The sequence below is a fragment of the Thermalbibacter longus genome, from assembly GCF_023806485.1.
Classification (GTDB): Bacteria; Chloroflexota; Chloroflexia; order Thermomicrobiales; family Thermomicrobiaceae; genus Thermalbibacter; species Thermalbibacter longus.
Genome location: NZ_JAMSLR010000006.1, coordinates 51,311 through 64,335, shown reverse-complemented (window position 1 = coordinate 64,335; position 13,025 = coordinate 51,311). Strand labels below are relative to the sequence as shown.

The window sequence follows — 13,025 nt, the reverse complement described above, 5'->3', positions numbered from 1 at the left end:
GCGGGCAAAGTGATCGACCCTCAGGATGCAGCCCTCGCCCGTGCTGCGGCTCCCGAAGCTTCGAGAGAGCGAGAGACCTGCTGAGCGAGCTGGGGGCATACGGTGTGCTAGACTGGACGGGCATACGGGCGAGCCACGGCGGCGCGGGAGGGGGCGGAGAAAGGCGGGAGGCGATGCGCGTCGTCCGGAACGTCGGGTATCTCAAGCGTCGGCAGCGAGCAGCGCGGCTGATGGTCGCCGGTGGGCTGGCCGGCCTGGGATCATCGATCGCTCTGACCTTCCAGCCCCAGTTGATCCTCTGGGCCTACTTCGCGCTGATCGTCGGATTTCTCCTCTTCAACGCCGGCATGCAGCAGTGGGCCAAATGGAACCGGAGCCCGCGCCCCGATGAGCTGCTCGACGCGACGTTGCGCCGTCTCAACGACCGCTATACGCTCGTCCACTATCCGGACGTTTCCCAAGGGTGGCGCCCCGAGCACGTGCTGATCTGGCCCGGCGGGCTGCTAGTCATCACCACCCGAGAGATGGCCGGCCATATCCAGGTGCAGGGTACCCGCTGGCGCCGGCTCGATAGCCGGCTGATCCGGATCTTCACCTTCGGTGGCCCCCCGCTGGGCAACCCGACCATCGAGTGCCAGCGCCAGCAGGAGGCGCTGCGCGAGTTCCTGAGCCAGCGCGACCTGCCGGGAGTCGACGCGATCGATGGGTTGGTCGTGTTCCTGAATGACCGGGTGAACCTCCAGGTCATCGAGTCGAGCATCACCGTCGTGACGCGCCGGGAGCTGGCGGAGGCGATCCGCGCCTACGGTACCGAGCGGCGGCTCAGCGCTAGGGAGTGCGACGAGGTCGTCGCGGCCCTCTCCGCGGGAGACGAGGTCGAGGGGCCGGTGGCCCTGCCGGCGCGCGAGCCGGGAAGGAAGAAGGCCAGGGTTGCGTGAGCCCCTGCACGAGACCGAACGTGAAGGGCCGGCCCTCTGGCCGGTCATCGGCCACGAGGCTGCGGTGGCAGCGCTTGACCGGGCAGTGCGGCGAGGCCAGGTCAGTCATGCCTACCTCATCAGCGGCCCGGCGGGTGTTGGACGCCGCGCGCTGGCGCTCGCCTTCGCTCGAGCGCTGCTCTGCCAGGCAGCGCCACACTGGCGTCCCTGCGGGAGCTGTCCGAGCTGTCACCGGGTCGAACGAGCCATGCACCCGGACCTCACCGTCCTCAGCTTGCAGGCGGTCGGGGGCGAGCGCGAGGCCCGGCCGACCCGGATCTCGATCGATGCCATCCGCGAGCTTCGTGCCACGCTCGCCCTTCGGCCGCTGGAGAGCGACTGGCGCGTCGTCGTCATCGACGATGCCGACTGGCTCTCGCGGGACGCGGCCGATGCGCTTTTGAAGACACTCGAGGAGCCGCCCCCCTTCGCCGTGCTGATCCTCATCGTCGAGGATATCGCCAGCGTGGCCGAGACCATCCGCTCCCGCTGCCAGCAGATCCGGCTGGGGCCGGTTCCGGTCGCCACCGTCCGGGCGGCGCTGGAGTCCCGCGGGGTCGGGGCACCGCAGGCGGCTCTGATTGCCAGCCTGACCCGGGGCCGGATCGGGGAGGCGTTCCGGATGGCGGCTGACCCGGAGGAGCTGGCCAGGCACCAGGAACTGGCCGAGGCCGGGCTCCAGATGCTGTCCGATCCACTCGTCGCGCTAGGCCGGGCGCGGCAGCTCGCCGAGTCCTACCGGCGCGGCCGCCGGGCACAGGTCGAGGCCCAGCTCGCCGTGCTGGCGATGCTCTGGCGTGACCTGCTACTGCTCCGCTACGGTTTGGATGACCGGGTGAGCTATGCCGGCCTGCGCGAGCGGTTGGAGCGGTTGGCCCGACGCTGGTCGCCTGACGAGATCGTGCAGGGCCTGCGCGCAACGTGCCAGGCAATGGTCGATCTGGAGACCAACGTGCAGGTTCGGCTGGCACTCGACGCGCTGGTGACGCAATGGCCGTCCCCCGAGCGCACGCGCTGATCGCTGGTGTACGCAGGCTAGGCTCCGCGCGGGTCGAGATCGGCCGGGTTGCCGAGCTGCTCCGCACGGGCGAGTGGGTCGCGGTGCCTGGCCCGGTCGGCGAGGAGCCGGCGCTCGTCGTCATCGCGCCGGAGCAGGTGTTCCACATCGAGGGCGAGGTGCCTGAACTCCCGGTACGGTGGTTGAGCGAGGGCGAGCGTGCCCGCCTGCCCGAACTCGCCGCGCTGGCCCGCGACCTTGCGCAGCAGGCTGCGGAGACGCTCGGCCAGATCGCGGAGTCAGCCGAGTGGGCGAAGGATAGTTCGCCTCTGCTGGGACTGCGAGTCGCGCTCGGAGGGGCCGTAGTGGTCGAGTACTGGGAGGGTGGGGCCGGCCCGCCGGTTGTCGAGATCGCCGCCCGGCTCGCCGAGCGGCTCGGCCGGCCGGTACACCTTGCCACGCGCCCTGGCGGACCGCCGCGAGCGCTTGCCGGCAGCCTCGGCCGGATCGCCGGCGCCGGGCTGGAACTCGGCGAATTAGCCCGGCTGCGGCTGGGTGTGCCGCTGGGCGAGCCGCCAGCGCCGGCCCCCGGTGGTTACCCGCGGCTGGCAAGCACGGTCATCACGCCTGCGGGCAAGGGAATCGTTCGCTCTGTCTCGACCAGGCATCGCGTGGTGACGATCGAGCTCGAGGACGGCACTCGCCACGAGGTGCCGCTCGAGCAGGTGACGCCTGCTAGCGAGTGAGCAGTTACTGTCCGGCCGGCGGGGCAGGCAGCCGGATCGAGAGCAGCGCCTGGTCGGTCAGCACATAGGCCACGCCGAGGATGTCGTCCACCGCGATATCCCGGATCGGCCCCAGCGGCGGCGCCCCCTCGGCCGGGAGGAATTGCTGTACCAGGGTTCCGTCCTGCGAGAGCCGGAGGATGCGACCATCCCGGTCTGCCACGTAGCGGAAAGGCCGATCCGGCTGCATCGAGAGCGCGACCGCGTTCGCCACCGGCGGATCCACCTGCGGCGTTGCCTCGCCCTCCAGCGCGCCGCGATAGAACGTCACCACCGTGCCGTCCGGCTTGAGCACGTAGATGCGCCCATCGATCTCCATGTCTACCGCGCCGGATAGGTGTTCGGTGAACTGGCCGCCGGTCCAGTCCTCAGGCTGGTTCTGGTAGGAGCCAGCGAGAAACTTCAGGATCTGCCCCGGCTCGGGGAGCAGGAGGTACAAGTTGCCGGCGAAGCCGTTCACCGTCGCAACGCCGGAGTACGGCGCGCCGAAGGTGCCGACCGGTAGTCGGTTCCACTGCGCCGTCGCCGGGTCGAGAATATACGCATTGGCCCCATCGAAGGCGACCGGTGTGCCCTCGCCCCAGGCCGCGCCGAGCAACGTGCCGACCGGCGCGCCGCCGACCTGGGCCCCAGGCTCGAGCAGCTTGATTAGCTTGGTGCCGCCGCTGTCGAGGCGATAGAGCGCGTCGGTCAGGATGTAGAGCTGGCCGTTGCCGAAGAAGAGCCGCGGGGTCACCCCCTCAGGCGCTGGCGGCACGCCGCCGAGCACCTGGATGCTCTCCAGGCGCTGGATCTTGAGCACGCGGTCGGTGGCCGCCTGGACAGCGGCCCGCTCCTGCTGGATCCGCGCGGGGTCGAGCCCGAGCTCGGCGGCCGCGTCCAGCCGGGCGCTGGCCGTCGACAGATATGCTCGGGCGATGGTCGGGTCGCTCGACTGCTCGGCCAGCATGCGCTCCTGTACCGCCGTCTGCACGAGCATGTCGAACCGTTCCTGGCGGGCACGCTCGCGATCGTTGTGGATAGAGAACGCCAGTGCCGTAGTGAGAATGCCGATCAGGCTGATTGCCACCAGCCCGGTCATCCGGCTCACCGGCAATCGGGGAAGCTGGCGGCGCACGGGGCCGAAGTCGGGGAACTGGATGGCGTCGTTGAAGCGTTGCAGGCGCGGGAGCCCGAACGTCCCGTCGTCCGCCGGTGGGGAAAGGCGGTGGCGACGCCGGCTGATGAGCTGCCAAACGCCTAGCGCGGCCGCGACGAGCGCAATGGCGAAACCGGCCAGCAGCTCGACCAGGGTACGACTCCTCCCTGCCCGGTGCTCGAAGTCGCCTGCGACGGCGTCATCGTCCGAACTGGCGGAGGGCTCCCAGCGCTCCTCGGCGGTCGACTCCTCGTCGCGCCAGGATCGATCCGGTGTAGCAGAGTCGTCGCTGCGTCGAGGTGGCTCGTCGTCCCAATCCCCCCGCGCCTCGGCGTGCGCGTCAACGCCGCCGGTGGCCCCATGATTAGTCTGCACCGCCTCGATCGTGGGGTCAACCGCTTCCCCCGGCCAATTCGTCCTAGCCCGCGAGTCGAGTCGCCGCGCTGTCTCCTCGGGGAGCAAGTGGAGCAGCACATCCGCCAGCCGGCGCAGAGGGCGTGCGGGCGCGCTGCGCTCGGAGCCGATGGCGATCGCGATCGCGTGGGCGTCCGGGCGCCCGCTCTCCCAGGCCAGCTCCTCCAGGAGCCTGATAATGCGGTGCGAGTCTGGGCTCAGGATGGCTTCCGGAAAGCGGGCAGCGAGAGCGGCCCCGAGCTCCTGGTGGCAGAGCACGACGGTGTCGCCTGGTGCCAGCCGGGTGTAGTACAACGCTGGCTGGACCTGCCGGTATTGCCCGAGGGGATAGCTGCTGTCCTGTCGCTCGGCGTCCTCTCCGGGAAAGGCATAGATCTCCTGCTCCTGACCCACCAGCACCTGGCCCGGCAGCACCTGGGCGATCAGGAGATCAGGCCCGCGAAAGAGGGCACAGGTCGCGCCGAAGCGGTACCACTCACCCAGCGAGCGGCCGGCATTCAGGCTGAAGAGCCACTGGTTCGCGGCCCCGAAGGCCTGTCCCAGCGTGTCGCCCAGCTCTTCGAGCGAGGTCTGCCCGTTGATCTGCCAGGCGGCGTGCTGGAGCAGCGCCAGCACCTGCCGAGCAGCCTCGGCTACGCCTGGCCCTTCGCCCAGTGGCTCCAGGATCACCGCTACCCCGTGGCCCCCGGCACTCCCGAGATCCCCATCCATGAGCAGGCCGATGTATGGGGACTCTCCTGTCGCGGCGATCCCCGGCGCGAAATGCGTTGTTGCCCAGGTGGTTCGCGGCATGCTTCTCGCTTCCTTCTCGCTGTCGCGCGCTCCGCGCAGGCGCACAGTCCCCCGCGGGCGCAGGGAGCCCTGCGCCCGGACGGATCTCCCGGCGGCGCGGTCGTGACTTTCTGACACCGCCAGTCTAGCACAGATGTGTACGTACGTCTAGAGGGATAAAAGAGAAATAGCGCGTTCGTACGCGTGTTCTATTCGAGCAGGGATAGGGCAGGGGCAACGGCCAGCGAGCGCCCGTGGCCGGGCTGTCAATCCCGCAGCACGTCGCGGTGCTGCTCGGCTCCCTCGTGCAGCGCGGTCTCGCTCAGCAGGAGATCCTCGCCGTAGTCCGGCGGGATCGACGCCGGAGCGGGGGCTGGTCGCTCGACGAAGGGCTCACCGAGCAGTTCGAGAGTCGCCTCGACGATCTCCCGCTCCCCGAGATGGGTCGCGAGGTCGTAGGCACAGCGCAGGTGGTAGCGGGCATCGGCCTCGTTGCCCTGGTCGATCAGCAGCACGCCGAGGTTATAGTGCAGCGCCATCGCCGAGCGGCGATCGTTGAGCTGCTCCGAGAGCGTGATCGCCTGCCGGTAGGCAGCGGCCGCGTCCTCGGCCTGACCGGTGGTATCGAGCACCGTCGCCAGCCCGCGGAGCGCCCGGGCGAGCAGCGAGACATCGTTGATCTCGTGGGCTGCGGCCAGCGCGGCCCGGTAATGCTCCTCCGCCTCCTGGAAAAAGTTCAACGCCTGGTAGAGCCGGGCGATTTGGCCATGTAGCCGGGCGCGCATCTCCGTATTGCCGGTCGCAATCGCCAGGTCGAGGGCCTGCCGCAGATAGCCGATGGCGCCGTGCGGGTCGGTGACCCGCCGCGCGAGCTCGGCCAGCATCAGCAGGTAGCGTTGCTGGCCGGCGACATCCCCCGCCTCAGCGGCGAGCTCCACCGCCTGATCGAGATAGCTCCTCGCCTCTCGTGTCAGGTTGCGCGCCAGGCAGACCGAGCCGAGCAGCGCCAGCCCCTGCGCTTCCAGGTGAACCGCACCGACTTGCTGAGCCAGCGTGATCGCGCGGTCGGCCGCATCGAGCGCATTGCCCAGCTCTCCGAACTGGAGCAGGATCTCCCCAGTGCCGAGCAACCAGCGCGCCTCGTCCTCAGCCGAGCCGGAGTACTGAGCAAGCTGGAGCGCATCGCCCAGGTAATCCAGCGCCTCGCCCCGGTGGTCGAGCGCCCCGTGCGCCAGCCCGAGCAACCCGAGGAGCCGCTGGCGGACTGCCTGGTCTTCGATACCCTCGGCATTCTGCTGGGCAAGCTGGAGCATCTGCAGGGCACGGCCTGGCTGGCGCGCTTCGAGGTAGAGCTCGGCCGCGTCGAGCAATGCCCGGACAGCAGTCCCGCGGCTCCCCAGGCGCTGTTCCAGGTTGGCGAGCTGGTGGTAGTGCTCGGCAGATTCGACGAGCTTGCCCATCCGCCGCTCGAGTTTGGTCAGCCCCATGAGACAGCGGCTCTCCATCGTCAGATCGCTGCTGGCCCGCGCTCGCTCCAGCGCGCCGAGGAGTGCCGAGCGTGCCTGGGTGAGGCGGCCCCGCTGGGCCAGCAGCGCGCCGATCTGGATCGCGATCTCGGCCTGCAAGCGATGGTCGATGGTTCGCTCGGCCGCCTCCTGCGCCTCCTGCAACAGCACGTAGGCCGTGTCCGGGTCTTCATCGCGTAGGATCGCGACCTGGCGGAGCAGGGCATCGACTAGGCCGGCATAGTGCGTGACCCGGCGGGCGCTGCGCCCGGCGCGGTGGTAGAACTCGCGGGCCGCGGCCAGGTCGCCGTCCTGGCGGGCCAGGTCGCCGAGCATCAGCGCTGTCTCCACGTCTTCCAGCGTATCGGTGTCTTCCCGTCCAGACTCGAGCTGCCGGGTCAGGAGCTCCCGGGCCCGCTCCCGCTCGCCGCGGTCGAACGCCAGCCGGGCCAGCCTCGCCAGCGCCCGGCGTTGCCCGACCACGTTGGCGATTCGCTGGGCAGCGCGCAGCGCCTCGCGCAGGTGGAGCTCCTGCTCGGAGGTCTCACCCATCTCAGCCAGCAGGTCGGCCGCGCGCAGGTTGGCCTCCATCAACACGCGGTCGAAGCTCTTCTGCCGGGCTGCCAGGATCGCGAGCCGGGTCAGCAGCAGCGCCTGTTCAGGCTCGTCGACGGCGATCCGGGAAGCTTCTGCCTGGAGCTCCCACAGGTCGCCATCGGCGATGCGGGCTAGCAAGTCAGGTTGCTCGGCGGCCAGGTATGCCTGCTCCGGCGTGAGCCGGCCAGCCGCGACTTCGGCAGCGATCCGGTACAGCGGGTTCCGCTCGATCCCCTGCCGGCGACGAAGCCAGCGGCCGAACTGCTCGAACATTGTCCCCCTCACCGTCGCGCTAGCTGGCCGGCCCAGCAACAGCCGGTGGATATCCGGCCGTCGCCAGGGCCCAACGCAGCGTCTCGAGCGTGATGTTGCCACCGCTGACGATCAGCGCGACCTTCTTCCCCGCCAGGCGTTCGCGTAGCCGGTGAGCGGCGGCCAGCGCCGCCGCGCCGGCACCCTCGGCGACCAGGTGTGCCGTCTCCATCAGCTCGACGATCGCCGCGCACATCTCCTCGTCGCTCACCAGCACCAGCTCGTCCACCCGCTCGCGGATGATCCGCAGCGGTAGCTCGAACGCCACTCGCGTGGCCAACCCCTCGGCGAAGGTCGAACCCCCGTCCAGCTCCAGCAGCCGGCCCTGCCGCCAGGACTCGTAGACGACCGGCATGCCGGCCGCCTGCACCCCGATCACCTCGATCCCGGGGTTGACCGTCTTCATCACGATCCCGGTCCCGCAGACGCCGCTCCCGGCCCCGACCGGGACGATCACGGCGTCAAGGTCCGGTACCGCTTCGATCAGCTCCAGCGCGTAGGTACCGACGCCAGCGATGAGGTCTGGCTCGTTCGCGGAGTGGATATAGCGAAACCCGTCACGGGCGGCACGCTCCTCACACGCCAGGCGCGCCTCGTCGAAGTCCCGACCGGTCAGGACGACCTCAGCACCCAGTCGCCGCATGGCCGCGAGCTTGAACGGGTTGGCGTCCTCGGGAGCGTAGATGATTGCTCGCACGCCGAACAGCCGCGCCGCGTAGGCGATCGACTGGCCGTGATTGCCGGTCGACGCCGTGACCACGCCGCGGGCGCGCTCTTCCGGCGAGAGACGGCTCATCAGGTAGACCCCGCCGCGCACCTTGAACGCGCCGATCGGCTGGAGGCTCTCGCACTTCAGGTACACCTCGAAACCGAGCCGCTCGCTGAGGGCTGCCGGCTGCACGAGCGGCGTCGGCGGCAGATAGCGGTGCACGACGGCGCGTGCCCGCAAGATATCTTGAAACGTCGGCGGCTCGAGTCTCATGTCCAGCCTCCCAGGCGGCCCCCAACCCGCTGCGGTGGCACTGGTGAGGGTACGACGATCGCGCTGGGTTGTCCATGAACTCCTCTGGCTATACCCAAGCATTCCCCATCGGCATGCGCGAAGACGCACCTGTCCGGACAATACGCGCTTCGCCAGGCCACCTCACGCCGGTCACCCGGCGCGCTCGCGCCCTGGAGCGCCGTCCTGCCGCTCTCACGGTCCGCGTCGTGCAAAGAAAGTCAGCGGTCACGACCCATCCCGTTGCGCGCGTACCGACCGGCACCGGATTCTGGATCGGCTGCGGGAACGTTCTTGCCCTGCTATTCTACAGCTAGCCAGGCGATGTGTGAACGAGGTGCACGATGCAATTTTTGGAACGGCTGAACCAGGCGATCCGCGCTAACGACTCGATGCTCTGCATCGGGCTCGACCCCGACCTCGAGCGGTTCCCGGCTCATCTGCCGCGTGACCCCTCGTCGATCCTCGCGTTCAACCGGGCCATCATCGAGGCGACTGCCGATCTCGTCTGTGCCTACAAGCCCAACCTGGCTTTCTATCTCGTCCACGGCGAGGCTGGCCTTCGAGCGCTCGTCGAGACGCGCCGGCTGATCCCGCCGCAGATCCCGGTCATCCTGGACGCCAAGGCCGGCGATATCGCCAGCACGTCGGCTGCCTACGCCCAGGCCTTCTTCGACCGCTGGGGCTTCGACGCGGTCACCGTTCACCCCTATCTGGGGGAGGACGGGCTGGCCCCATTCTTGCGCGCGCCCGGCCGGGGTGTCTTCGTGCTGGTCAAGACCTCGAACCCTGGGGCCGGCGAGCTCCAGGACGTGCCTGTCCGGGCAGATGGAAGCGAGGAGCCACTCTATCTCCATGTCGCCCGGCGCGTCGCCCGCTGGAACGAGCGCTACGGCTCCTGCGGGCTGGTCGTCGGCGCGACATACCCGGCCGAGCTGGCCGCGGTGCGTCGCCAACACCCTGACCTGCCGATCCTGGTCCCCGGCGTCGGCGCTCAAGCCGGCGACCTGGAGGCCGCGGTACCCAGTGGCCTGGCCGGCGCTGCAGCCCCGATCGTCGTCAATGCGACGCGCTCGGTGATCTACGCGAGCCAGGGGCCGGACTTCGCCGCGGCTGCCCGCGCCGCCGCCCTGGCGCTGCGCGACGCCATCAACCGGGCGCGGCCCACGCGCTAAATTCGCCCTCACCCCGGCCCCTCTCAGCCGCCCTCACCCCCCGGCCCCTCTCCCTCCCTGGGGAGAGGGGTGGCGAAGCCGGGGTGAGGGTGGAGGTTGCTGCCCTCACCCCTGGCCCCTCTCCCTGGAGGGAGAGGGGTGCCCGCAGGGCGGGGTGAGGGGAGACGGCTGGCATACGGACGGGGCAAGGACGTCGTAAGGGCAGGAGCTAGTCGCCGTGGACTGGCACGCCCGCCAGCGCCTTAGCGATCGCCTCGTCGAACTGCGGGAGATCGGCCGGCACCCGCGACGTGATCAGGTTGCCGTCGATCACCAACGGCTCGTCGACGTAGTTGGCGCCAGCGTTCTTGACGTCATCGCGGATCTTGTTGACGCAGGTCACCGTGCGGCCGCGCAGCACGTTCGCCGAGATCAGGAGCTGCGGGCCGTGGCAGATCGCCGCTACCGGCTTGCCGCTCTCGACGAAGCGGCGGGTGAACTCCACCGCCCGGTCGTCGATCCGCAGGTTCTCCGGTGAGCCGCCACCGGGGATCACCAGCATATCGAATTCATCGACCGTGACCTCGTCGACGGTCTTGTCCGGCTGGATCGTCGTCCCTTTCTTGCCGGTGATCGGCTCGCGGTTGAGGCCGATCACGACCACCTCGGCACCCCGCTCCTCCAGGTAGCGCTTGGGGTCGGTCGCCTCGACGTCCTCGAAGTTGTTCGCGAGGAGCATCGCCACTCGCTTGCCGCTCAACTCAGCCATCTGTGTCACCCTCCCGTCGAGCGTAGTCGTTCGGAGCGTTCGGCGCGCTCTCAGGATGCCACTGCTAGTCGACGCGCGGCAACTCGATCGACCTGCTCCAGCCTCCGGGCGGGGCAGGGTCAGACCAGGATGTCGCGCCGCCGGAAGATCGCGAGCGAGGCCAGCATGCTGCCGAGCCCGATCGCCAGGAGTGCCAGCAGGCCGGCCCAGCTCACGCTGCTGCCCTCCAGCGCCTCGCGGGGCCGGTAGGCGGTGAAGATGCTCAGGTAGCGCAGCCACTCGAACCGCTCGCTGAGCCCGGCGATCACCCAGGCCAGGTACATCGCCAGCACGACCGCGGCCGCCAGGGCGGCCGCCTTCCCCCGCTCGCTGAAGATCGAGGAGAACAGCACCGAAATCCCCGCGACCGCGATGAGGAAGTCGAGGAGCACGACCCCGAGCTGCGCGGCGGCATCCGCCGGGAGTTCGGCATCGACCAGCGGCGCGGCGACGAGGAGACTAAGCACGGACACCCCGACGACGGCGAGCATGCCTACCAGGAGGGCGACCAGCTTGCCGGCCAGCAGCCGGGGACGGCTCTCCGGCACCGAGAGCCACAGCTCGGCGGTGCCCCGCTCGACTTCCTGGGCGACGGCCGCGGCACCGGACATGATGACGAAGATTGCCGCTACCAGTGGCCAGACGAAGCCGTAGGCCTCGGCGTGCATGAACGCGCCGAAGCTGCTCGACAGTCCCTGCCCTGGCTCGATCCCGAAGGCACGCAGCAGTGCCTCTGGGTAGTTGCGGACGATCTCCTCGAACTGCGCGCTCTGCTCGCGGAAAGTGGGATAGACGAAGGCGATCAGCAGGGTATAGAGGGCGAGCCCCAGCGCGTACCAGAAGGTCGTCCAGCGGAGATCCCACAGCGCCTTGCGCGTCATCGTCCAGCTCATCGCGCGCGCTCCCCTGTTATTGCCTCCTGCCGCTGGTAGTAGCCCATGAACACGCTGTCCAGGTCGGGTGGGGCATAGACCAGGTCGACCACCGGGAGCTCGCTCAGCCGGCGCAGCAGCACCGGGAGCCCGTCCGAGACGCCGAGCTCGACCCAGCGGCCTCCCTCGCGGACCTGGAGCACCTGGACACCGTCGACGCTGGCGAGTTGTGCCAAATCGATCGGCATGGAGAACGCGACCTCCATGCGCCGGGTGCGCTGGCGCTTCAGCTCCTCGATCGTCGCGACCGCGACCAGCCGGCCATCGCGGATGATCCCGACCCGATCGGCAACCTGCTCCACCTCGTACAGCAGGTGCGAGGACAGGAAGATGGTCTTGCCGCGCGCCTGCTCCTCCCTCAGGAATGTCAAGAGCTCGCGCTGCATCAACGGGTCGAGCCCGCTCGACGGCTCGTCCAGGATCAGGAGTGGCGGGTCGTGCATGAACGCCTGAACCAGCGCGAGCTTCTGCCGGTTGCCCTTGGAGAGATGCTTGATCGTGCGGCTGAGATCCACGTCGAACCGCTCCACCAGCATCCGGCGCCGGGCCGGATCGATCCCAGGCCGGAAGCCGGCCAGGAAATCGAGGAACTGGGCGCCGGTCATCGCCTCGTAAAGCCGCGCGTCGCCGGGCACGTAGCCGACGTGCGACTTGACGGCGGTCGCGTCGCGCCAGCAGTCGAGGCCGAAGATCCTCGCACTGCCACGCGTGGGTTGGATCAGGCCCATCAGCAGGCGGATCGTGGTCGTCTTGCCGGCGCCGTTCGGCCCCAGGAAGCCGAAGATCTCGCCGCGCTCCACGGTGAAGGCTAGGTCATCGACACCGCGGGTCTTCCCGTAGAACCGGGTGAGCCCGTTAACCTGAATCGGAAGGCTGTCCATCGTCCACGTCCCTCCGCAGTCCACGGAGTTCTTCGTATCGCTGGGTGACCTCCGCCACATACGCGCGTACCAGGCGCTTGCCGGCTTCTCGATCTCCACCCCCCTCCGGAGCCAGCGCGCGCTGCACGACGTCGGCCAGAGCCTCCGCGACCTCGCCGGGCGGAGGCCTGACCTCCGCTGGGAGCAGGCCGCTCGCGGTCGAGAGGCCGAGGCCGAGCATCGTGAGCAGGTAGGTGACGACCTCCGGGCTGAGGTCGCGGCGAATGAGGTCAGCCGCCTGCATGCGCTCGATGAGCGCTCGTGCGGCCTCGAAACGCATGCGGTAGAAGTCCGGGCCCAGGCGATGCAGGTAGTCGCCGAGTACCCGGTTGTCGGAGGAGAGGACAGCGCGCACGAGCGGGTTGGCGAAGGTAGCCTGGAGGCCATGCCGGTAGATCGAGCCAATCGTACCGCCCTCCGGATCGGCTTCGAGACGCTGGAGAAAATCCTCGATCACGCACCGGACTTCACGGTAGAGCAGGGCTTCGGCCAGTGCCTCTTTGCCGGGCCAGTGGAGGTAGATGGCGCCTTTGGAGACGCCGGCCTCGCGGGCGATCTCGTCGACCGTGGTCTTGTCGTACCCGTAGTGCGCGAACAGCCGGGCGGCGGCGTCGAGGATCCGTTGGGCGCGTTGCTCGCGATCGACAGGGGGCATTTGTGACTCCATGACTAAATCTACTCATCTGGTCATAGAGTACCACGAGCGCGCCGAGAA

The 13,025-nt window shown here is 69.2% G+C and carries 11 protein-coding genes; 4 read left to right on the top strand and 7 right to left on the bottom strand.

Features of this window, described 5'->3' with window-relative positions; translation table 11 throughout:
* Positions 1-173 precede the first annotated feature (173 nt).
* Genes NET02_RS09795 through NET02_RS09785 form a run of 3 tightly spaced genes read left to right on the top strand, consistent with a single transcriptional unit; the run spans position 174 to position 2,720 of the window.
* Positions 174-938 (top strand): nuclease-related domain-containing protein, encoded by a 765-nt coding sequence (locus NET02_RS09795; RefSeq protein ID WP_284057226.1) that lies wholly within the window; start codon positions 174-176, stop codon positions 936-938.
* Positions 931-1,995: a DNA polymerase III subunit delta' gene (gene holB / locus NET02_RS09790; protein WP_284057225.1), complete on the top strand. Its 1,065-nt coding sequence runs from the start codon at positions 931-933 to the stop codon at positions 1,993-1,995. Before NET02_RS09795 ends, holB begins: the two co-directional genes overlap by 8 nt.
* Positions 1,968-2,720: a hypothetical protein gene (locus tag NET02_RS09785; RefSeq protein WP_284057224.1), complete on the top strand. Its 753-nt coding sequence runs from the start codon at positions 1,968-1,970 to the stop codon at positions 2,718-2,720. Before holB ends, NET02_RS09785 begins: the two co-directional genes overlap by 28 nt.
* Before the next feature lie 4 nt (positions 2,721-2,724).
* Here the strand turns inward: NET02_RS09785 and NET02_RS09780 are convergent, their stop codons facing one another.
* The 3 genes from NET02_RS09780 to NET02_RS09770 all read right to left on the bottom strand — a co-directional run bounded on the left by NET02_RS09780 (position 2,725) and on the right by NET02_RS09770 (position 8,478).
* Entirely contained in the window at positions 2,725-5,103 is a 2,379-nt protein-coding gene (locus NET02_RS09780; protein WP_284057223.1) for a hypothetical protein, read from the bottom strand.
* 245 nt (positions 5,104-5,348) lie between these two features.
* Positions 5,349-7,457, bottom strand: coding sequence for a tetratricopeptide repeat protein (locus NET02_RS09775; protein ID WP_284057222.1), 2,109 nt, complete (start codon positions 7,455-7,457; stop codon positions 5,349-5,351).
* Positions 7,458-7,476: 19 nt separating this feature from the next.
* A complete protein-coding gene (locus NET02_RS09770) occupies positions 7,477-8,478 on the bottom strand; it encodes a threonine ammonia-lyase (RefSeq protein ID WP_284057221.1) in 1,002 nt (333 codons plus the stop codon).
* 362 nt (positions 8,479-8,840) lie between these two features.
* Between NET02_RS09770 and pyrF the strand changes: the two genes are divergently transcribed.
* The gene (pyrF, locus tag NET02_RS09765) at positions 8,841-9,671 is read left to right on the top strand and encodes an orotidine-5'-phosphate decarboxylase (RefSeq protein WP_284057220.1); all 831 of its coding nucleotides are present in this window, start codon (positions 8,841-8,843) and stop codon (positions 9,669-9,671) included.
* A 208-nt stretch (positions 9,672-9,879) separates the two neighbouring features.
* Here the strand turns inward: pyrF and NET02_RS09760 are convergent, their stop codons facing one another.
* The 4 genes from NET02_RS09760 to NET02_RS09745 all read right to left on the bottom strand — a co-directional run bounded on the left by NET02_RS09760 (position 9,880) and on the right by NET02_RS09745 (position 12,965).
* Entirely contained in the window at positions 9,880-10,419 is a 540-nt protein-coding gene (locus tag NET02_RS09760; RefSeq protein ID WP_284057219.1) for a type 1 glutamine amidotransferase domain-containing protein, read from the bottom strand.
* Positions 10,420-10,538: 119 nt separating this feature from the next.
* On the bottom strand, positions 10,539-11,351 hold the full coding sequence (locus NET02_RS09755) for a DUF2705 family protein (RefSeq protein ID WP_284057218.1): 813 nt from the start codon (positions 11,349-11,351) through the stop codon (positions 10,539-10,541).
* Positions 11,348-12,271 (bottom strand): ABC transporter ATP-binding protein, encoded by a 924-nt coding sequence (locus tag NET02_RS09750; RefSeq protein ID WP_284057217.1) that lies wholly within the window; start codon positions 12,269-12,271, stop codon positions 11,348-11,350. The genes NET02_RS09755 and NET02_RS09750 overlap by 4 nt, the downstream gene beginning before the upstream one ends.
* Positions 12,246-12,965: a TetR/AcrR family transcriptional regulator gene (locus tag NET02_RS09745; protein ID WP_284057216.1), complete on the bottom strand. Its 720-nt coding sequence runs from the start codon at positions 12,963-12,965 to the stop codon at positions 12,246-12,248. The genes NET02_RS09750 and NET02_RS09745 overlap by 26 nt, the downstream gene beginning before the upstream one ends.
* Between the last annotated feature and the right edge of the window lie 60 nt (positions 12,966-13,025).

What these genes read in the sequence shown, in the direction of transcription:
- NET02_RS09745 (WP_284057216.1), bottom strand. Translation starts at nt 12,965, where the DNA reads ATGCCCCCTGTCGATCGCGAGCAACGCGCCCAACGGATCCTCGACGCC.
- NET02_RS09755 (WP_284057218.1), bottom strand. Translation starts at nt 11,351, where the DNA reads ATGAGCTGGACGATGACGCGCAAGGCGCTGTGGGATCTCCGCTGGACG.
- NET02_RS09750 (WP_284057217.1), bottom strand. Translation starts at nt 12,271, where the DNA reads ATGGACAGCCTTCCGATTCAGGTTAACGGGCTCACCCGGTTCTACGGG.
- NET02_RS09760 (WP_284057219.1), bottom strand. Translation starts at nt 10,419, where the DNA reads ATGGCTGAGTTGAGCGGCAAGCGAGTGGCGATGCTCCTCGCGAACAAC.
- NET02_RS09770 (WP_284057221.1), bottom strand. Translation starts at nt 8,478, where the DNA reads ATGAGACTCGAGCCGCCGACGTTTCAAGATATCTTGCGGGCACGCGCC.
- NET02_RS09780 (WP_284057223.1), bottom strand. Translation starts at nt 5,103, where the DNA reads ATGCCGCGAACCACCTGGGCAACAACGCATTTCGCGCCGGGGATCGCC.
- NET02_RS09775 (WP_284057222.1), bottom strand. Translation starts at nt 7,457, where the DNA reads ATGTTCGAGCAGTTCGGCCGCTGGCTTCGTCGCCGGCAGGGGATCGAG.
- NET02_RS09795 (WP_284057226.1), top strand. Translation starts at nt 174, where the DNA reads ATGCGCGTCGTCCGGAACGTCGGGTATCTCAAGCGTCGGCAGCGAGCA.
- pyrF (WP_284057220.1), top strand. Translation starts at nt 8,841, where the DNA reads ATGCAATTTTTGGAACGGCTGAACCAGGCGATCCGCGCTAACGACTCG.
- NET02_RS09785 (WP_284057224.1), top strand. Translation starts at nt 1,968, where the DNA reads ATGGCCGTCCCCCGAGCGCACGCGCTGATCGCTGGTGTACGCAGGCTA.